This is a genomic window from Isoptericola sp. MSGPD8_1_ISO-PGPR-S23-394 (assembly GCF_058072785.1).
This window is the reverse complement of the sequence record NZ_CM176517.1, coordinates 3556991-3575582: the sequence shown is the minus strand read 5'-3', so window position 1 is coordinate 3575582 and position 18592 is coordinate 3556991. Positions and strand designations below refer to the sequence as shown.

General features: G+C 74.1%; 17 protein-coding genes. 6 read left to right on the top strand and 11 right to left on the bottom strand.

Going from position 1 to position 18592, the window contains the following annotated elements; translation table 11 throughout:
- Window position 1: 1 nt before the first annotated feature.
- Genes AC3RJ8_RS16455 through phnD form a run of 5 tightly spaced genes read right to left on the bottom strand, consistent with a single transcriptional unit; the run spans window position 2 to window position 4064 of the window.
- Window positions 2–607 (bottom strand): TetR/AcrR family transcriptional regulator, encoded by a 606-nt coding sequence (locus tag AC3RJ8_RS16455; protein WP_489713625.1) that lies wholly within the window; start codon window positions 605–607, stop codon window positions 2–4.
- Complete coding sequence (locus AC3RJ8_RS16450; protein ID WP_489713624.1) at window positions 604–1452, bottom strand: tyrosine-protein phosphatase; 849 nt, start codon at window positions 1450–1452, stop codon at window positions 604–606. The genes AC3RJ8_RS16455 and AC3RJ8_RS16450 overlap by 4 nt, the downstream gene beginning before the upstream one ends.
- Window positions 1449–2318: a phosphonate ABC transporter, permease protein PhnE gene (phnE, locus tag AC3RJ8_RS16445; protein WP_489713623.1), complete on the bottom strand. Its 870-nt coding sequence runs from the start codon at window positions 2316–2318 to the stop codon at window positions 1449–1451. The genes AC3RJ8_RS16450 and phnE overlap by 4 nt, the downstream gene beginning before the upstream one ends.
- On the bottom strand, window positions 2305–3087 hold the full coding sequence (locus tag AC3RJ8_RS16440) for a phosphonate ABC transporter ATP-binding protein (RefSeq protein WP_489713622.1): 783 nt from the start codon (window positions 3085–3087) through the stop codon (window positions 2305–2307). The genes phnE and AC3RJ8_RS16440 overlap by 14 nt, the downstream gene beginning before the upstream one ends.
- Before the next feature lie 44 nt (window positions 3088–3131).
- Window positions 3132–4064: a phosphate/phosphite/phosphonate ABC transporter substrate-binding protein gene (phnD, locus tag AC3RJ8_RS16435; protein ID WP_489713621.1), complete on the bottom strand. Its 933-nt coding sequence runs from the start codon at window positions 4062–4064 to the stop codon at window positions 3132–3134.
- A 163-nt stretch (window positions 4065–4227) separates the two neighbouring features.
- On the opposite strand from phnD, the gene AC3RJ8_RS16430 reads away from it, so the two are divergent.
- The 4 genes from AC3RJ8_RS16430 to AC3RJ8_RS16415 all read left to right on the top strand — a co-directional run bounded on the left by AC3RJ8_RS16430 (window position 4228) and on the right by AC3RJ8_RS16415 (window position 10392).
- Window positions 4228–4848 carry a nucleoside/nucleotide kinase family protein gene (locus AC3RJ8_RS16430; protein WP_489713620.1) on the top strand — a complete coding sequence of 207 codons (621 nt, stop codon included), beginning with the start codon at window positions 4228–4230 and terminating at the stop codon, window positions 4846–4848.
- A 166-nt stretch (window positions 4849–5014) separates the two neighbouring features.
- Window positions 5015–6412 carry a class-II fumarase/aspartase family protein gene (locus AC3RJ8_RS16425; protein ID WP_489713619.1) on the top strand — a complete coding sequence of 466 codons (1398 nt, stop codon included), beginning with the start codon at window positions 5015–5017 and terminating at the stop codon, window positions 6410–6412.
- A 90-nt stretch (window positions 6413–6502) separates the two neighbouring features.
- The gene (locus AC3RJ8_RS16420) at window positions 6503–8554 is read left to right on the top strand and encodes a hypothetical protein (protein WP_489713618.1); all 2052 of its coding nucleotides are present in this window, start codon (window positions 6503–6505) and stop codon (window positions 8552–8554) included.
- A gap of 86 nt (window positions 8555–8640) precedes the next feature.
- Window positions 8641–10392 (top strand): LPXTG cell wall anchor domain-containing protein, encoded by a 1752-nt coding sequence (locus tag AC3RJ8_RS16415; RefSeq protein ID WP_489713617.1) that lies wholly within the window; start codon window positions 8641–8643, stop codon window positions 10390–10392.
- A gap of 309 nt (window positions 10393–10701) precedes the next feature.
- On the opposite strand, the gene AC3RJ8_RS16410 is transcribed toward AC3RJ8_RS16415, so the two are convergent.
- Window positions 10702–11058, bottom strand: a complete 357-nt coding sequence (locus AC3RJ8_RS16410; protein WP_489713616.1) for an ArsR/SmtB family transcription factor — start codon at window positions 11056–11058, stop codon at window positions 10702–10704.
- Between the two features lie 79 nt (window positions 11059–11137).
- Between AC3RJ8_RS16410 and AC3RJ8_RS16405 the strand changes: the two genes are divergently transcribed.
- Complete coding sequence (locus tag AC3RJ8_RS16405) at window positions 11138–12499, top strand: FAD-dependent oxidoreductase (protein ID WP_489713615.1); 1362 nt, start codon at window positions 11138–11140, stop codon at window positions 12497–12499.
- A 19-nt stretch (window positions 12500–12518) separates the two neighbouring features.
- Window positions 12519–12848 carry a hypothetical protein gene (locus AC3RJ8_RS16400; RefSeq protein WP_489713614.1) on the top strand — a complete coding sequence of 110 codons (330 nt, stop codon included), beginning with the start codon at window positions 12519–12521 and terminating at the stop codon, window positions 12846–12848.
- 7 nt (window positions 12849–12855) lie between these two features.
- On the opposite strand, the gene AC3RJ8_RS16395 is transcribed toward AC3RJ8_RS16400, so the two are convergent.
- From AC3RJ8_RS16395 to arsB, 5 genes are all read right to left on the bottom strand, one after another.
- Window positions 12856–14121, bottom strand: coding sequence for an APC family permease (locus tag AC3RJ8_RS16395; RefSeq protein WP_489713613.1), 1266 nt, complete (start codon window positions 14119–14121; stop codon window positions 12856–12858).
- 61 nt (window positions 14122–14182) lie between these two features.
- The gene (locus AC3RJ8_RS16390; protein ID WP_489713612.1) at window positions 14183–15916 is read right to left on the bottom strand and encodes an FAD-dependent oxidoreductase; all 1734 of its coding nucleotides are present in this window, start codon (window positions 15914–15916) and stop codon (window positions 14183–14185) included.
- Window positions 15913–16326 (bottom strand): arsenate reductase ArsC, encoded by a 414-nt coding sequence (locus AC3RJ8_RS16385; protein ID WP_489713611.1) that lies wholly within the window; start codon window positions 16324–16326, stop codon window positions 15913–15915. Before AC3RJ8_RS16385 ends, AC3RJ8_RS16390 begins: the two co-directional genes overlap by 4 nt.
- An 11-nt stretch (window positions 16327–16337) precedes the next feature.
- Entirely contained in the window at window positions 16338–17408 is a 1071-nt protein-coding gene (locus AC3RJ8_RS16380; protein WP_489713610.1) for a metalloregulator ArsR/SmtB family transcription factor, read from the bottom strand.
- On the bottom strand, window positions 17405–18532 hold the full coding sequence (gene arsB, locus AC3RJ8_RS16375) for an ACR3 family arsenite efflux transporter (RefSeq protein ID WP_489713609.1): 1128 nt from the start codon (window positions 18530–18532) through the stop codon (window positions 17405–17407). The genes AC3RJ8_RS16380 and arsB overlap by 4 nt, the downstream gene beginning before the upstream one ends.
- Window positions 18533–18592: the final 60 nt, after the last annotated feature.

Below are 18592 nucleotides of genomic sequence, written 5' to 3'. Positions count from 1 at the left end.
GTCAGCGCGGCTCCACCAGCATCCCGCGCCACGCCGTGCGGACCGCCTCGCGGCACCGCTCGATCGCATCGGGGTCGGAGAGGGACACCCCGCGCACGACGTACTGGTAGTAGAAGACCCCGTTGACGAGGTCGATGCTCGACTCGACGTCGAGGTCCTCGCGCAGCTCGCCGCGGTCGATGCCGGCGTGCAGCACGGCCACCAGCGCCGACCGCCGCCGCGCCACGTGGGAGCGCCAGTACGCCTGGGCGATGCGCCGGTCCGACATCGCCAGCCGCAGCCGCAGGCGGAACCTCCGCTCCGGGTAGTCGCGCCCGGCGGGGTGAGCGGTGGGCGACAGCGCCGCCAGGAGGTTCTCCAGCAGGTCGCCCTCGGTCGGGACCTCGTACGGCTCGCGCCCCTGGTCGAGGGCCGCCGCGACCAGGTCCGGCAGGGAGGGCCAACGTCGGTAGATCGTCGCGCGGCTGACCCCGCTGGCCTCGACGACCCGGGAGACCGTGATGTCCTCGCCTTGGTCCAGGAGCGCGACGGCGGCGGTGAGGATGCGCTCGTCGTGCCCGGCGACGCGGGGGCGGCCGGGTCGTCGCACGGGTGGCGCCGACGTCACGCGGCACCCGTCGTCGTCGCCAGGGCCCGCTCGCGGAGCCGGTCGACGAGCCCGTCGGTCAGCCCGGCCGCCCGGAGCGGGACGAGCGGGTCGCCGTGCCGCTCGACGAGGGCGGAGAGCAGCTCCCGCATCGGCGCCGGCGAGAACGCGGTGCGCCTCGCGGCGCGGGCGGCGGCGTCCAGGTCGAGACCGAACCGGGCCATCAGCGGGCCGAGCACCGGGGCGAGCCGGTGCTGGATCGCCGCCGAGCTCTCCCCCGTACGGGCGTAGTCGGCGACGACCGCCTCCTCGCCGGCCCCGAGGGTGAGCAGCAGCGCCGCGGCGAGCACGCCGGTCCGGTCCTGACCCGCGGCGCAGTGGAAGGCGACCGTGCCGGGGGAGTACGCGACGACGGCGAGCGCGGTGACGATCTGTGCGGCCGCACCCTCGTACATGCGCAGGTACAGGGCGCCGAAGCGGGACTGGTCGAGCATGGTGGCCGGGTCCCCGCCCGGGGCGCCGCCGCCGGCCGTCGCGGCGTCGCCGATGTCGGCGAGGAACGGCACGTGGTGGTAGCTCACCCCGGGCCGGGTACCGAGCACGCCCCGTCCGGTGAGCGCCAGCTCGTCGGACGAACGCAGGTCGACGACGGCGCGCAGCCCGCCGGCCACCAGCTCCTCCGCGGAGGCCGGGTCCGTCGTGGACAGGTCGTCGGACCGCAGCACGACGCCGGACCGGACGACGCCGGCGGCCAGGGGGATGCCACCCAGGTCGCGCAGGTTCACCGGGGCGGACAGCGGCAGCCGGGCGGCCGTCGTCGGACCGGTGGCGTCCGGCGCGGTGGTGGTGGTGTCGAGCGTGGTCACGTGATCTTCCTCCGGATGACGGCGCTGGCCTGGTCGATGGCCGTGACCAGCACGATGATGCAGATGACGATCGCGGACAGGTGCCCGTAGTCGTACATCTTCATGGCGGTGGTGAGCTCGAGGCCGATGCCGCCCGCGCCGACCATCCCGAGGATGGTCGCGCCGCGGACGTTGCCCTCGAACAGCAGGAGCGTGTAAGAGACGAGCAGAGGTCCGGCCTGCGGGAGGATCCCGTACTGGACGACCTGCCGGCGGGAGGCGCCCACAGCCTGCATGGCGGTGACCGGGCCGGTGTCGACGGACTCCATGGCCTCGGCGAAGACCTTGCCGATGGACCCGACCGATCCGACCGTCATCGCGAGGATGCCGGCGAAGGGCCCGAGGCCGACCGCCGAGACGAACATGAGGGCGAACACCAGGTCGGGCAGCGACCGGATGACGTTCATCGTCCAGCGGGCCGGGTAGTAGACCCACCGCGGCGCGATGTTCGACGACGCGGCGAACGCCATGAGCAGCGACAGCACGGCACCCAGCACGGTGCCGATGACCGCCATCTGCAGCGTCTCGACGAGCTGGTCGACGATCACGTCGAGCTTGTCCCAGCTGGGCGGGAACAGTCGCGTGAGGAACTCCGTCATGTTGGCCGCGCCCTCGCCGAGCTTGGCGACGTCGAACTCCGCACCGACGGCGGACCAGCACAGGACGGCGAGCGCGACCGGGACGCCGAGCAGGAACCGGGCGCGCGGGACGGTGAAGGCCCGTTCGATGCGGTCCCGCTCGGCCGCCGTCAGCGGCTGCGCGGCGTGCTCGTGATGCCCGGTGCCGCCGCGAGCCGTGCTCGGCGGGCGCGTGTCAGTGCTGCTCATCGGTGGACTCCTCGATCCCGTCGTAGACGACGGCGAGCGCGTCGGCGTCGAGGGACGCGGTCGGTGCGGACACGAGCACCTCGCCGTGGCGCAGCCCGACGACGCGGTCGGAGTGCTCCAGCGCGAGCGGCAGCACGTGCAGGCTGACCAACACGGGGATGCCGTCCTCTCGCGCGATCTCCCGCAGCAGGTCGAGCACGGTGTGCGACATCCTCGGGTCGAGGGACGCCACGGGCTCGTCGGCGAGGACGACCTGGGGCTGCTGCATCAGCGCCCGGGCGATCGCCACGCGCTGCTGCTGCCCGCCGGACAGGGTCCGGGCCTGGACGTTCGCCTTGTGCGCGATCCCGACGCGGTCGAGCAGGGCCATGGCCCGCTGCCGGTACGCGGAGCCGAAGCCGCCCACCCAGTTGAGCGGACCGGCGTCGTGCAGCGCGCCCGCGAGCACGTTGGTGAGCACCGACAGGCGTCCGACCAGGTTGAACTGCTGGAAGACCTGCCTGACGTCGGCACGCACCCGGCGCAGCTCGCCCCGGCGCAGCCGGGTCATGTCGTGGCCGACGACGTCGACGCTGCCGCCGACGATCGGCGCGAAGCCGGTCAGGGAACGCATCAGGGTCGACTTCCCCGAGCCGGACGACCCGAGCAGGGCGACCGTCTCTCCCGGGGCCAGGTCGAGGTCGACGCCGTCGAGCACGACGGGGCCGTCGCCGTAGGCGACGCGCAGGCCGGACACGGAGACCAGCGACGGCGCCGGAGCGGGCCCCACGGTGCTTCCCGACGGCCTGGAGGTGGGTGCGAGGGTCGTCACGGTCAGCCCAGGTCCGAGATGTCGACGTCGGCGATCGCGGCGATGTCGACGAACGGCTGGAAGATGTCGTCACCGGGCTCGAGGACGGGCTCGGTGCCCTGCATGGCCTCCAGCATCGCGCCGAGCTCGTCGGCGTTCTCCTCGACGAAGACCGTCGGCAGCGCCTCGAGCAGCTCGGCGCGCTTGTCCGCGGCGAGCTGCTGGTCGGCGAGCACCGTGACGGCGACGGGCATCGAGGCGCTGACCCCGATGGAGCGGGTCTCGCCCTCCTCGAACGGGAACATCGGGTCGCCGAGCCCGGCCATGGTCGGGAAGATCGTCGAGGTGCAGGCCACGTCCACCTGGCCCTCGGCGAGTGCGATGAAGGACATGTCGTGACCGCCGGAGAACATCGGGGTGTAGTCCGCGTCCGCCTCGAGACCGGCCTTGTGCAGCATCGCGGTGGGCATGAAGTACCCCGAGCTGGACGCCGGGTCGGCGAACGCCACGACCGTCTCGGGCGTGACGTCCTCGAGGGACTGCAGCTCCGAGTCGTCCATCACCAGGCAGGTCGACACCGGCTCGTCGTTGCCGGGCCAGGCGACCAGGGCGTCGACCTCGCCGGTGTTGACGGCCAGCGCGGACGGGAACCCGCTCATGAACCCGATGTCGACGTGGTGGTTGCGCAGCGCCTCCACGACGGCGGTGTAGTCCGGCACGTCGACGATCTCGACCTCCCGCCCGGTCTCGGCGGTGACGAGCTCCGCGAAGGCCTCGACGGGGTTCTCTGCGCCGGGGTCGTCGCCCAGCGGGGTCGTGGCGAACGTGATCGGGGCGTCGGGGTCCGACGGCGCGGCGGACGGCGTGTCGCCGGCCTCCGCGGAGCCGGAGCAGCCGGCGAGCAGGGCGGCCCCGAGGCCGAGGACACCGAGGGCAGGAAGGGTGCGGGAGCGCATGGTCGTTCCTTTCGGGCGGAGGGCGGCTCGCCGGGACGAGTTCCGCGACCGGCGATACCGGTATCCGACCCGGCCGAGGTGACGGCGAATTACGAGACCGCCGTACATGGAACCGACGAGGTGGTGAACATCCGGTGCGGCGGCGCCGTGGCAGCATGGCCGGATGCAGGTCCGCCCCGTGACGTTCGACGGTGCCGTCGCGCACGTCGTCGAGCGGGTGGTGGCCCGGCCGGGCGACCGGCCCGTGCGGGTGCTGGTCGACGGGCACCCGTCCACGGCGCCCGCCGCGTTCGCCGACGCGCTGGTCGCGCCCCTGCGGGTCGCCGGGCGACCCGTCGGGCGGGTGCACGTCGACGACTTCCTGCGGCCCCCGTCGTTGCGGCTGGAACGGGGCCACCACGACCCCGACGCGCTGCTGGACGAGCGGATCGACGTCGGCGGCCTGAACCGGGAGGTGCTGCACGCCGTCGTCGGCCAGGGCCGGTACCTGCCCACCCTGCGGGACCTCGGCTCCGGACGGTCGACCCGTGCGGCCTACGAGCCGCTGGCCCCGGGTGCGGTCGTCGTGGTCGACGGCTCGCTGACCCTCGGCCGGGGGCTGGACGTCGACGTCGCCGTCCACCTGGCGCTGCAGGCGGCGACGGAGACCCGCCGGACGCCTCTGGACGAGGCCTGGACGCTCGCCGCGTACAGCCGCTACCGGCGTGAGGCGGCTCCCGAGCGGACCGCCGACGTCGTGGTGCGCGTCGACCACCCGGACCGTCCGGCGCTGGTGGAACGCTGACGGCTCGCCCAGATGTGAGCGTCTCGGTCCCAGGGCAGCCCTCTCAGGGTGGTGGCCTACCTAGCGGTCGCGATCTCGCGGGGCGGTCGGGGCTCGCGTCCGGCGCCGATGAGGACGATCATGCTGCCCACCGCCGTCGGACCGGTGGCGGGCCCGAGGAGGAAGCATGATCGTCGCACCGTTCGGCCGCTTCACCGAGGGGCGCGTCCCCGACCCCGGCGTCGCGGCGCTGTTCACCCGTGAGAACCGGTGGCAGGCCCGGCTCGACGTCGAGGCCGCGCTGGCGCTCGCGGAGGCGGACGCCGGCCTCATCCCCCAGGAGTCCGCGCGCGCGATCGCACTGACCGCCCGCATCGAGAAGCTCGACATCAAACGCGTCCTCGCCGCGACGGCGGAGGCCAGCCACCCGCTGGTGCCGCTCATCGAGGAGTTCGCCCGCGCCGTCGGGTCCAAGCACGGCGGCTGGGTGCACTGGGGCGCGACCACCCAGAACATCACCCAGACCGCCGACGTCCTGGTGCTGCGCGACGCCCACCGGTTGCTCCTGGGTCAGCTCTCCGGGGTGCTGCGCTCGGCGGCGGGGCTCGCCGAGCGCTCCGCCGAGCTGCCGATGGCGGGCCGCACGCACTCGCAGCACGCCGTCCCCGTGACGTTCGGGTTCAAGGTCGCGGTGTGGATCGACCAGCTCGTGGCGCACACCGAACGGCTGGAACGTCTCGACGACCGGTTGTTCTGCGTCCTCATGGGCGGCGCGGCCGGCACGTTCGCCTCGTTCGGTGACGCGGGCCGGATCATCGAGGCCGGGGTGGCGCACCGGCTCGGCCTGCACCCCATGCGCGTGCCGTCGCGTGCGGTCAACGACGGGATCGTGGAGCTGGTCCTCGTCCTCGCCCAGCTCGCGGGCACGGTCGGCAAGGTCGCCAAGGACGTCTACGCGCTCATGCAGCCCGAGTTCGCCGAGGCGTTCGAGCCGGTCCCCGAGGGGACCGTCGGATCGTCGACCATGCCGCACAAGCGCAACCCGCAGCTCGCGCTCGACCTGCTCACCATGTCCGCCGAACTGCGGGCGCTCGCGGCCCCGGCCCTGGAGTCGATGCTCCACGACCAGGAGGCCAATGGGGCGATGACGGCGCTGCTCGAGGACGTCGCGGCCTCTGCCGCGGTGCTGGCCGGCGACATGCTCGCCCGGCTCGACGTCATCGTGGGGGGACTGGAGCTGGACCCGGCCCGGATGCGCGACAACATCAGCCTCTCGGCGGGCATGATCGGTTCGGAGTCGTTGATGCTGGCCCTCGGCGAGAAGATCGGGCGTCAGAAGGCGCACGACGTCGTGTTCGAGGTCGCGCAGGCGGCGGCGACGAGCGGCACGTCCTTCGTCGAGATGCTGCTCTCCGACCCCGTGGTGTCCGGAGCGTTCGGGCGGTCCGAGCTTCGCGACCTCATCGACCCCGCGGCGTACCTCGGCCTGAGCACCCAGATCGCCGGCGAGCTCGCCCGGTGCGCGGTCGAGACGGCCGGGCGGCTGGACGCGCTGCCCGCGCGGCAGCCGCTCATGACGCGGTGACCTGGCCCCTTGCGGTTGCGCCGGTGCGACGGGCGCGCCAGAGTGGGGCCCGTCACAGGCGTCCGACGTGAACTGGGGGCGGGAAGCCGGATGGTGCGTGTCAGCCGGGGCACGGGGGCGACGAGCCTCCGCCGCTGGACGCTGCGCGCCGCCGGGGTCACCCTCGGCACGGCGGTGACCGGCCTGCTGCTCGCCACGGGCGCGGCGGCCGACGACGGCGACGACCGGGAACGGTCCGGCGGGCTGCTCGGCGGCGTGCTGGAGACCACGACGGAACACGTGACCGACCCGCTGCTCGACGGTGTCGGCAAGACCGTCGAGACGGTGACGAAACCGCTCGGCGACGCGGTCACGAAGGCGACCGAGCCGCAGGAGCCGGCCGAGAAGCCCGCGGAGAAGTCCGCGGAGCCCGCTGAGCCCGCTGAGCAACCCGACCAGCCCGCCGAGAAGCCGGCGGAGGAGTCCGCGGAGCCGGCCGAGAAGCCCGCGGAGCAGCCCGACCAGCCCGCGAAGAAGCCCGCGGAGAAGCCCTCTGAGCGGCCGGCCGAGAAGTCCACCGCGGACGCCGACGAGCCGACGAAGGATGCCGACGGATCGGCCGACGAGCAGGACGAGCAGCCGGGCACGGACGAGGACGAGGACCAGCAGAACGCGGAGCCGGCGCAGGATCCGGAGGCTTCCGGGCAGCCCGCCGAGGCGCCCGCCGTCGAGCCGGACGGAGCTCCGGTCGAGCAGGGTGACGAGGTCGTGGAGCCCGCCGAGCAGTCAGGGGACTCCGCCGCGTCCGGCCAGGAGGCTGCGGCCGATGCGCCCGGGCCGTCGTCCGACAGCCACCAGGGCCCGGTGCTCGGTCTGCTGGAGACGGTGTCCGGCGACGTTCTCCTGCCGGTCACCGAGACCGTCGGCGGGGTCCTCGACGCCGTGCTGAGCCCGGTGGTGCCGGCGCGTCCCGCGGTGGAGCCCGACCACGGGGCCGACCCGTCGGACGGCCCGCCAGGCACGACCGACGAGACACCGACCGACGAGGTGCCGGCCGACGACGGCGGACCCGGTGAGGCGGGCAGCCCGCCCACCGACTCCCCTCCGGACGGTCGGCCCGCGGACGGGGGCGTCCTCGACGCGGTCGTCCGCCCGGTCACGGACGGGCTCGCCCCGGTGACGGGCGCCACCGGCGAGGTCGTCGAGAGCATCACCGGCCCGGTGGCGGAGCCGGTCGGGTCCGTGACGGGGACGGTCGGCGAGGTCGTCCGCCCGGTCACCGAGGCCCTGAGCCCGGTGCTGGAGCCCGTCGGGTCCGTCGTGGGGTCGGTGACGGAGGTTCTGGCCCCGGTGGTCGAGCCTGTCGCGGCCGTCGTCGAACCGGTCCTCCGTCCGGTGCGGGAGGTCGCCGCCCCGGTCGTGGGCAGCCTGGCCCCGGTCGTCGAGGTGCTCGACCCGGTGCTGGACCCGGTGGTCCGTCCCGTCGTGGACGTCCTGCACCCCGTGCTCGACCCCGTCGTCGACGCGGTGGCGCCGGTGCTCGACCCGGTGGTCGACCTGGTCGACCCGGTCGTCCGCCCGGTGATCGAGGTGGTCGACCCCGTGCTCGACCCGGCGCTCGACCCGGTGGAGGACCTGCTGCCGCCGGTGACCGGCAGCAGCGACGCCACGGGCGACGGCGTCCCCGCGACGTCGGTCCCGCCGGCGATCGCCCCGGACACCGCCGCACCGGCAGCCGCGGCCGGTCCCGCCCCGACCGCCGTCGAGCCCGCCGCCACCGTCCAGAGCGCCGAGACGGCGCAGGACACGGCTCCGCGCCCCGTTCCCGCGGCCGCCCCCGCGATGGACCGTACGGCGCTCGCGTCGGCGATCGCCCCGGCGCCGGAGGCCGCCGCTCCGCTCGCGGCCGCATCGACCGCCGTGGACGACGGAACCGGTGCCACGGCGTCGAAGAGCTCCGACGGCGACGCCGCCCCGACGGCGGTCAACGCCGCCGGCGGGTCCTCCTCCATCTCCGTGCGCGGAGGTGCGAGCACCGGCGACGTCGCCGCGCAGCTCGCCGCCGCGGCACGTGCCGACGGCAGCCACTGGCTGCTGCCGGCCCATGAGGCGCACGCACCGCTCCCGGTGCCCGACTTCGAGATCCCTGTTTCTCCTGCCTGACGTGGCCGCGTCGCGCCGCTGAGCGCGTCACGCCGAGGGTGGCTGACCTGCCACCTGCTCCCACGTCACACGGCAGGAGAATTGTCATGCGTACGAACGCGCGACGAGTGCTGCACGCAGCGCTCGTCACAGGCGGCCTCGTGGTCGCCGGGGCCTGGACGGCCCATGCTGCGGAGGACGACGTCGTCGACGTCGAGGTCGGCGAGAACACCTCGGTCGACCTGAACCTCGAAGAAGTGTCGGAGGAGCTGTCGGACGCTTCCCTCGACACCCCCGTCGACCTGCCCGAGGTCGACACCGAACCGGTCGAGACCGTCGTCGACGAGGTCGTCGGCGAGGACGGGCCGGTGGACGACGTGCTAGGGGCCGACGAGCCGAGTGAGACCACGACGGACGACGTCGTCGACACCGTCGCGGAGGACGTCAGCCAGACCGTCGAGGACGTCGCTTCCGGCGACATCGAGGCGGTCGTGGACGACGTCGTGGCCGATGAGGGCGTCGTGGACGACGTCCTCGAGGACGGCGGAGCGGATGCCGCCGTCGAGGAGGTCGTCGAGACGACCGGCGAGGTCGACGAGGTGCTCGGCACGGACGACGCGGTCGAGGAGACGGTGTCGGGCGTGCTGGGCGAGGACGGTCTCGTGGACGACGTCCTCGGTGCCGACGAGCCCGAGGAGGGTGTCACGGACGACGTGGTCGAGGAGGTGCTCGAGGACGTCGACACCACGGTGGACGACGCGCTCGAGGGTGACCTCGACGCGGTCGTGGACGACGTCGTGGCCGACGAGGGCGTCGTGGACGACGTGCTCGAGGACGGTGGCGTGGACGCGGGCGTCGAGGAGGTCGTGGACACCACGGGTGCCGTGGACGACCTGCTCGGTACCGACGGCGAGGTCGAGGGCCTCGTCGGTGACCTGATCGGTGCGGACGGCGTCGTGGACGACGTCGTCGGTCCGGACGCTCCGGAGGAGGGCGTCACGGACGGCCTCGTCGACGAGCTGGTGAACGACGTCGACGTGACACTCGACGACGCGCTCGAGGGTGACCTCGACGCCGTGGTCCGCGAGGTGCTCGATGAGGACGGTGTGGTCGACGACCTGCTCGAGGACGGCGGCGTGGACACCGTCGTCGGGGACGTCGTGGACTCCACCGGTGCGGTGGACGACCTGCTCGGTACCGACGGCGAGGTCGAGGACCTGGTCGACGGGCTGATCGGCGAGGACGGGCTGGTCGACGACGTCGTCGGTCCGGACGAGCCGGAGGAGGGTGTCACCGACGGTCTCCTCGACGAGCTCCGCAACGACCTGAACGAGACGGTCACGGAGCTGCTCGAGCTCGACCTGGTCGGCGTCGTCGACAGCGTCCTCGCCGAGGACGGGCTCGTGGACGACGTCCTCGAGAACGGCACCGACGGCACCGACGACGGCACCGACGACGGCACCGACGACGGTACGGATGACGGCACCGACGGGACCGACGGGACGGACGGGACCGACGGCGCGGACGGGACCGACGGCTCGGGCTCCGGCGACGGAACCGGCAACGGTTCCGACGGCAACGCGTCCGACGGCTCCGGTTCGTTCGGTGGCGTGACGACGACCGGCTCGGGCGGGGGCCCGAGCGTGTCGGCGGCCGCGTCATCGGACGGGGCGCCTGCCGCGTCGTCGGCCACGAGGTCCGGCGCGACGTCCGGTGCCGCCGCGCTGGCGGAGACCGGAGCGAGCTCCGGGACGCTCGGCATCCTGGCCGCCCTGCTGGTCGTGACGGGGATCGCCCTCGTCGCGCGACGCCGCCGGGTGCCCGCGGGGGACATGGTCCCCGCGCCGCACCTCGGCTGACCCGACCTGCCGCTGAGGCGGTGCGGTCGTGGGGCGTCGCAGGGGGACGGCCCACGACCGCACTTGCCCGGCGGTCGCAGGACCGGGGTCTCACGAGCGAGGAGGCGTCGCCTCCCGCCCGTGCCCGGTTCGCTCGGGAGGGTGTGCCGACCTCAGGTGCGGGCGGGGGCCCGTGCCGTCGAGCAACCCGTCCCGGGAAGGGAGCCGTGCCTGCGCGCGCGGTTCTCCGTCAGGTGGGTGCGGTCGTGGGGCGTCGCAGGGGGACGACCCACGACCGCACCCTCCGTGCGCCGACCGGTCGGCGACGGGTCATACCAGGGTGCGGACGTCGTCGGCGAGGCGATCGACCGCGCCGGGGACGACGGCGTAGTAGGACCAGCGACCGCGCTGGGCGCGGGTGAGCAGCCCGGCGTCGACGAGGATCTTCAGGTGGTGGCTGACGGTCGGCTGGCGGAGCCCGACGGGTGCGGTGAGGTCGCAGACGCAGGCCTCGCCGTCGGGGGACGCCGCGACGGTGGACAGCAGGCGGACGCGGGTGGGGTCGCCGAGCGCCTTGAACGCTCGCGCGAGGCGCTGCGCCTCCTCGGCGGCGACGGCGGCGCGCAGCGGCGTGCAGCAGGCATCGGTCGCGAGGGGCTCCGACGCGAGGGGGAGCGGAGTCGTCATACCCCCATGTTGTCATGCATCGAAGATTGTGGATACGTTGACCCCGACACATTGACGTTCTTCGATGAAGGAGTGTGGGATGGAGACGACGACGCAGCACCCGGTCGTGGTGATCGGGGCGGGCCCCGTGGGGCTCGCCGCCGCGGCACACCTGCTGGAGCGAGGGATGGAACCGCTCGTCCTCGAGGCGGGGGACGGCCCCGGCGCCGCCGTCGGCGACTGGGGCCACGTGCGCCTCTTCTCGCCGTGGCGCTACTGCCTGGACGCCGCGTCCCGCCGGTTGCTGGCCGACGACTGGCAGGAGCCGGACCTCGCCGCGCTGCCGACGGGTGCCGACCTCGTCCGCGACTACCTGAGCCCGCTCGCCGCGACGCCCGCGCTGCGTGACCGGATCCGCTACGGCACCCGCGTCACGGCCGTCGCGCGCGACGGTGCGGACCGCACGCGCTCCCTCGGTCGCGAGCGCCGCCCCTGGCTCGTGCGCACGGAGTCCGACGGCGCCACGCGCGACCTGCGGGCCGCCGCCGTCATCGACGCCTCCGGCACCTACGGGCAGACCAACCCGCTCGGCGCCAGCGGACTTCCGGCGATCGGCGAGCCCGCGGCGGCACCCTTCCTGGCCGGGCCGCTCCCGGACGTGCTCGGGCGGGACCGTGCCCGGTTCGCCGGGCGCCGTGTGCTGGTCGTGGGCATGGGGCACTCCGCGGCGAACACGCTGCTCGCCCTCACCCGCCTCGCGGACGAGGAGCCCGGTACGCAGGTCGTGTGGGCGATCCGTGGCGGGTCGCCGCGCCGCCTGTTCGGCGGGGGCACCGACGACGAGCTCCCGGCCCGCGGCCTGCTGGGTACACGGCTGCGCGAGGCGGTCGACGCGGGCCGCCTCGAGCTGTGGACGCGGGTGGGGATCGAGCGTCTGGAGGCGACCGACGGCCGTCTCCGGGTCTCCGGGACCGGGCGCGCACCGGGCGAGCGCACCGAAGGGTCGTTCGACGCCGTCGTCGACGTGGTCTCGGCCGCGACCGGCTTCCGGCCGGACCTCGACATGCTGCGTGAGGTCCGGCTCGACCTGGACGACGTCGTGGAGGCGCCGGCACGGCTCGCGCCCCTCATCGACCCGAACCTGCACTCGTGCGGCACCGTCTCGCCGCACGGCGAGAGCGTCCTCTCGCACCCCGACGAGGGCTTCTACCTCGTCGGGATGAAGTCCTACGGGCGGGCGCCGACCTTCCTGCTCGCCACCGGGTACGAGCAGGTCCGTTCCGTGGCCGCCGCGCTGGCTGGCGACCGCGCCGCGGCCGACGCCGTCGAGCTCGAGCTCCCCGCGACCGGTGTGTGCTCGTCCGACCTGGCCGGCGACGGTGACGCCGAGAACGGCGCCGCCTGCTGCGGCGGACCGGCCGAGCCGCAGCTCGTCACGCTGGGCGCGGGCGGGGCGCGGTGAGCGGTGCCACCATGGGCCCATGGCACACCAGGTGACCAGGCGGCCCCAGGCACGGCGCTGGACGACGGCGGCGCTCGCCGTCGTCGTCCCCGTCGCCCTGACGGCGTGCGCGGCCGGGCCGAACCCCGGCCTCGACACCGCGCCCGCCGACCTGTCCCAGCCCGCCGGGTTCTGGCTCGGGCTGTGGCAGGGCATGATCCTGCCCGTCACGTTCGTCGTCTCGCTCTTCACCGACTCGGTCTCGGTGTACGAGGTGCACAACAGCGGCAACTGGTACGACGTCGGGTACGTGCTGGGCATCTCGTTCGTGTTCGGCGGCCCGCTCGGCGCGAGCCGGGCCCGCCACTGACCCGGACCTAGGAGGCGCGGCGGAGGCGGACGGCGCGCAGAGCGAGCCCCACGGCGAGCACGCCCGCCCCGGCGAGCACCGCGGCGACCGGCAGCGTCACGACCAGCACCACGCACGCCACGAGCCCGAACACCTGCAGCGCCCGCGGGTAGAGGCGGTCCGTGCCCGTCTGGGTGAACGCTGCGGCGTTGGCGACCGTGTAGTAGAGCAGCACCCCGACGCTCGAGAACCCGATCGCGCCCCGCAGGTCCACCGTGAGCACGAGGACCACCACGACGACGGCGAGCGTCACCTCGGCCCGGTGCGGCACCCGGAACCGCGGGTGCACGGCCGACAGCCACCTCGGCAGGTCGCCCTCGCGGGCCATCGCCAGCGACGTCCGCCCGATCCCCGCCACGAGCGCCAGCAGGGCACCGAGGGACGCCGCAGCGGCACCGACCCGGACGACGACCCCCGCCCAGGCCGAGTCCTCGACCGCCGCCGCCAGCGGCGCCGTCGTGCCCGAGATCCCGTCCAGACCCAGGGCGCCGAGCAGGGTGACGGCGACCACGGTGTAGACCACGACGGCGCCCGCGAGCGCGAGCAGGACCGCCCGCGGGATCGTGCGGCGCGGGGCGCGCACCTCCTCGCCCATCGTGGCGATGCGCGCGTACCCGGCGAACGCGAAGAACAGCAGCCCGGCGGCCTGGAGCACGCCGTACACCGCGGACCACCCCTGGAACGAGGCGGAACCGTCCGACCCCGTGCCGGGGAAGAGCCCGGGCGAGGTGCTCCAGACCACGGCGGTCCAGGTCGCGAGCGCCAGCAGCACGAGGGCCACGATCCAGCGTGTCAGCCGGGCCGTGCGGGTCACCCCGCGGTAGTTCACGGCCGCCAGCGCGACGACCGCGACCGCCGCGACGGGCCGGTCCCATCCCGGGGGTGCCGCGTACGCGGCGAAGGTCAGCGCCATCGCCGCGCAGCTCGCCGTCTTGCCGATCACGAAACCCCAGCCGGCCAGGTAGCCCCACCAGTCGCCGAGGCGCTCGCGCCCGTAGACGTACGTGCCGCCGGCCACCGGGTACTGCGCGGCGAGCTGCGCCGACGACGTCGCGTTGGCGTACGCGACGAGGGCAGCCAGCGCGAGCGCGCCGAGCAGCGCCCACCTGGTGCCCGCGGGCAGCACGGCGGCGGCGGCGGGTCCGAAGGCGGCGAAGACGCCGGCGCCGACCATCGAGCCGAGGCCGATCGCGACGGCGTCCTTCGTGCCCAGGCGGCGGGCGAGCTGCGTCATGGAGTCTTCCTTCTCCCGAGCTGTCAGAACCAGAACGCTGTGGACCCGGTATACCCGGCGCTCATTCTGACAAGTTCGAGGGGGTGGGGGTCTCGCGGGCCCGCACGAAGCGCTGGTAGGTCTTGTTCCCGCCGGAGAGGTTGGCCACGTCGCCGAAGCCGAGGAGGCGCAGCACGTTCTGCCCGGCGTTGCCGGTGACGCCCTTGTTGCAGTACGTCACCGTCGGCAGCGTCGGGTCGAGCTCGCCGGCCCGGGCGCGCAGCTCCGCGAGCGGGACGTGCACCGATCCGTCCACCGCGGACCTCGCCCGGTCCTTCGCGGAGCGGACGTCGACCACCTGGATGTTCTCGCCGTCGCCGCGGCGGCGGGCGAGCTCGGCCGCGGAGACCAGCGGCGTCCGTCCGCTGATCGCGCCGTCGAGCGCCATGCCCGTGTAGTGCACCGGGTCCTTGGTGGTGGCGTACGTCGGGGCGTAGGCGAGGTCCAGGTGGAAGAGGTCCTCGGCCTTCGCGCCGAAGGTGATCGCGGTGGCCAGGACGTCGATGCGCTTGTCCACCCCGGACGGCCCGACGACCTGCGCGCCGAGCAGCCGCCCGGTGCCGCGGTCCGCGACGGCCTTGACCAGCATCTCCTGCCCGCCCAGGTAGGTGGGGCGGTCCGGCTTGATGTTGTGCACGACGACGGGGGCGAACCCGGCCTCGCGGGCACGGTCCTCGGTGAGCCCGGTCTGCGCGACGGCGAGGTCGAAGACCCGCACGATCGAGGTGCCGAGGATCCCGCGGTGCTCCAGGTCGCCGCCGGTGAGCGCGTCCCCGGCGATGCGCCCCGTCTTGTTGGCGGTCGACCCCAGCGGCACCCACGCGGGCTCTCCGGTGATCAGGTCGTGGCTCTCGGCCACGTCCCCGACGGCCCACACGTGCGCGACGTCGGTGCGCCCCTGGCGGTCCACGGCGATCGCGCCGGTCGCGCCGACGGTGGTGCCGGCGGCGCGGGCGAGGTCGAGGTTCGGTCGCACGCCGACGGCGACGACCACGATCCCGGCGTCGACGGGGCGGTCCGTCCCGCCGTCGGCCACGCGCACGGCCCGCACGGCGTGACGTCCACCGTTCTGCGAGGCGTCGTCCGTCTCGATCGCGGTGACCCGCGCACCGGTGACCAGCTCGACGCCGTGACTGCGCAGCTCGTCGTCCACCAGCCCGGCGACGTCGGCGTCCAGGCGGGGCATCGCGTGCCCGGCCATCTCGACCACGGTGACGTCGATGCCGCGCCTGGTGAGCTGCTCGGCCGTCTCGAGCCCGATGTAGCCGGCGCCGACGACGACGGCCCGGTCGACGCCGCGTGCTTCGATCCACGCCCGCACGGCGCGGGCGTCGGAGGGGTTGCGCAGCGTGAACACGCCGTCGGCGTCGATGCCGGGCAGCGGCGGGACGACGGGGGACACGCCGGTGGCGAGCACCAGCTCGTCGTAGCCGTCGGTGAACGTCCTGCCGGTGGCGAGGTCGCGGACCGTCACGGTCCGGGCGGTGGCGTCCACGCCGGTGACCTCGTGCCCGGTGTGCACGTCGATGCCGTAGCGCTTCGCGAACCACGCGGCGTCGCGCGGGGTCAGCTCGTCGATGGTCTCGACCTCGCCGCCCAGGTAGTACGGCAGCCCGCAGCCCGAGTAGGAGATGTCGTGGTCGCGTTCGTAGACCACGATCTCCGCGTCCTCGCTGCCGCGCCGTGCCTTCGCCGCCGCGGAGGTCCCGGCGGCCACGGAGCCGACGACGACGATCTTCGGCCGGACGTCGTTCATGCCACCACCTCGACGTCCAGGGAGGCGAGGAGGCCGCGCACCCGCCGCTCGATCTCGTCGCGGATCGGGCGGACGGCCTCGATGCCCTGGCGGGCCGGGTCGTCGAGCTGCCAGTCCTCGTAGCGCTTGCCGGGATAGACCGGGCAGGCGTCCCCGCAGCCCATGGTGATGACGACGTCGGAGGCCTGGACGGCCTCGTCGGTGAGGACCTTCGGCTCCTCGGCGCGCAGGTCGATGCCGCGCTCCAGCATCGCCTCGACGGCGACGGGGTTGATCGAGTCCTTCGGCGCGGACCCGGCGGAGCGGACCTCGACGTCGTCGCCGCCGAGCGAGCGCAGGAACCCTGCGGCCATCTGGGAGCGGCCGGCGTTGTGGACGCAGACGAACAGGACGGAAGCTGGTGCGGGCACGGAGGGTCCTCTCAGGGGTGGGGGCGGTCGGGCAGCAGGTCGGCGAGCAGTGCGCGCACGCGTCGGTCGATCTCGTCGCGGACGGCCCGCGCCCCCCGCTCCGAGGCGAGCGCCGGGTCGCCGACCACCCAGTCCTCGTATCGCTTGCCGGGCAGCACGGGGCAGGAGTCGCCGCAGCCCATGGTGACGACGACGTCGGCGGCGCGCACGGCGTCGTCGGTCAGGGGCTTGGGGAACGTCAGGGGGTGCTCGGCACTGCCGGTGTCGTCGAGGATCTCGGCCAGCAGCGGCCGGACGGTGTCGTGGACGTCGGTGGCCGGCACCGACCCGGCCGAGCGCACCACGACGCGGTCGCCGGCGTACCGGCGCATCAGGGCGGCGGCGAGCTGGGAGCGCCCGGCGTTGCCGACGCAGACGAACAGCACCTGCGGCGGGTGGGACGTCCGGGCTTCCCGGGACCTCACCGTGTCGACCAGGCGCTGGCGCGCGAAGTGCTCGGTGAGCGCGACGAGGTGCACCGTCATCCCGCCGCGGCGGGCGAGAGCGGTGTACGACTCGCGCACCACGCGGAGCGCCTCGGCCTCGTCGGTCCCCGGGACCCGGCGGGCCAGCGAGGCCGCGAGGCTCTCGAGCTCGCGCTGGACGTCCTCGAGCCCGTGCATCTCCGTGTCCCGCGCCGTGCCCGGGGTGCCCGGTGCCTGCGCGACGCTCACGGCCGCGGGGGCAAACCGGTCGAGCAGCGTGGTCACGGCTCCGCGGTACCCGGGCGCCACCCGGTACCAGACCCACGTGCCGCGCCGCTGGGAGGTGAGGATGCCGACGTCGCGCAGCACCTTGAGGTGGTGGGACACGGTGGGCTGGGAGACGTCGGCGAGCTCGGCGAGGTCGCACACGCAGGCCTCGCCGGCGGGCGACGTCGTGACGGCCGACAGCATGCGCAGCCGCAGCGGGTCGGCGAGCGCCTTGAGCGCCGCGGCGACGGCGTCCGCGGCCTGCGGGCCGATGGCGTGCTCGGACGCGGCCTGGGCGGGGGTGCAGTCGAGCGACTCCTGGTCGTCCGGCGTGGGGGTGAGGGTGGTCATGAGCGGGTCTCCTGCCGGGACTCCGCCGACGTCGGCGCGGCGTGCTCTCGCGGGTCGACGGTGCCACGTGGGTCGACGCCGAACCAGCGGCGCCCGACCCACAGGCTGACGTAGACGAGGCCGACGAGCACGGGGACCTCGATGAGCGGCCCGACGACGCCGGCGAGCGCCTCGCCGGACGTGGCGCCGAAGGTCGCGACGGCGACGGCGATGGCGAGCTCGAAGTTGTTGCCCGCCGCGGTGAACGCGAGCGTGGTGGTCCGTGCGTAGCCGAGGCCGAGGGCCTTGCCCGTGACCATGCCGATGCTCCACATCAGCCCGAAGTACACGAGCAGCGGCAGCGCGATGCGGGCGACGTCACCGGGGTGGGAGGACACCTGCTCACCCTGCAGGGCGAAGAGCAGCACGATGGTGAACAGCAGGCCGTACAGCGCCCAGGGGCCGATGCGGGGGACGAAGCGCTCCTCGTACCAGTCGCGTCCACGGGTCCGCTCGCCGATCCAGCGGGACGCGAACCCGGCGACGAGCGGTATGCCGAGGAAGACGAGCACGTTGAGGGCGATCTGGCCGATGGAGACGTCGAGCCCGGCGGTGTCGAGGCCCAGCCAGCCGGGCAGGACCGTCAGGTAGAAGTACCCGAGCAGGGAGAACATGACGACCTGGAACACGGAGTTGACCGCTACCAGGACGGCGGCCGCCTCCCGGTCGCCGCAGGCGAGGTCGTTCCAGATGACGACCATCGCGATGCACCGGGCGAGCCCGACGATGATGAGCCCGGTGCGGTACTCGGGCAGGTCGGGCAGGAAGATCCAGGCGAGGGCGAACATCAGCGCGGGGCCGATGAGCCAGTTCAGCACGAGCGAGCTCGCCAGGAGGCGACGGTCGCCGGTCACCGCGGCGACGCGGTCGTAGCGGACCTTGGCCAGCACCGGGTACATCATCACCAGCAGCCCCAGCGCGATGGGCAGGGAGATGCCGCCGACCTCCATCGCCTCGAGGGCGTCGCCCAGCACGGGGACGAACCGGCCGAGCAGCAGCCCGCCGACCATCGCCAGGCCGATCCAGAGCGGCAGCCAGCGGTCGAGGGCGGACAGGCGGGTGGGCGCCGCGGTGGCGGTGGCCATGGTTCTCCTGACGTGGTTGATTCGATCAGCATCAATATAGACAGAACTCGATTCAATGAC

What these genes read in the sequence shown, in the direction of transcription:
- phnE (WP_489713623.1), bottom strand. Translation starts at nt 2,318, where the DNA reads ATGAGCAGCACTGACACGCGCCCGCCGAGCACGGCTCGCGGCGGCACC.
- AC3RJ8_RS16390 (WP_489713612.1), bottom strand. Translation starts at nt 15,916, where the DNA reads ATGAACGACGTCCGGCCGAAGATCGTCGTCGTCGGCTCCGTGGCCGCC.
- AC3RJ8_RS16415 (WP_489713617.1), top strand. Translation starts at nt 8,641, where the DNA reads ATGCGTACGAACGCGCGACGAGTGCTGCACGCAGCGCTCGTCACAGGC.
- AC3RJ8_RS16395 (WP_489713613.1), bottom strand. Translation starts at nt 14,121, where the DNA reads ATGACGCAGCTCGCCCGCCGCCTGGGCACGAAGGACGCCGTCGCGATC.
- phnD (WP_489713621.1), bottom strand. Translation starts at nt 4,064, where the DNA reads ATGCGCTCCCGCACCCTTCCTGCCCTCGGTGTCCTCGGCCTCGGGGCC.
- arsB (WP_489713609.1), bottom strand. Translation starts at nt 18,532, where the DNA reads ATGGCCACCGCCACCGCGGCGCCCACCCGCCTGTCCGCCCTCGACCGC.
- AC3RJ8_RS16425 (WP_489713619.1), top strand. Translation starts at nt 5,015, where the DNA reads ATGATCGTCGCACCGTTCGGCCGCTTCACCGAGGGGCGCGTCCCCGAC.
- AC3RJ8_RS16400 (WP_489713614.1), top strand. Translation starts at nt 12,519, where the DNA reads ATGGCACACCAGGTGACCAGGCGGCCCCAGGCACGGCGCTGGACGACG.
- AC3RJ8_RS16380 (WP_489713610.1), bottom strand. Translation starts at nt 17,408, where the DNA reads ATGACCACCCTCACCCCCACGCCGGACGACCAGGAGTCGCTCGACTGC.
- AC3RJ8_RS16420 (WP_489713618.1), top strand. Translation starts at nt 6,503, where the DNA reads ATGGTGCGTGTCAGCCGGGGCACGGGGGCGACGAGCCTCCGCCGCTGG.
- AC3RJ8_RS16410 (WP_489713616.1), bottom strand. Translation starts at nt 11,058, where the DNA reads ATGACGACTCCGCTCCCCCTCGCGTCGGAGCCCCTCGCGACCGATGCC.
- AC3RJ8_RS16430 (WP_489713620.1), top strand. Translation starts at nt 4,228, where the DNA reads ATGCAGGTCCGCCCCGTGACGTTCGACGGTGCCGTCGCGCACGTCGTC.
- AC3RJ8_RS16405 (WP_489713615.1), top strand. Translation starts at nt 11,138, where the DNA reads ATGGAGACGACGACGCAGCACCCGGTCGTGGTGATCGGGGCGGGCCCC.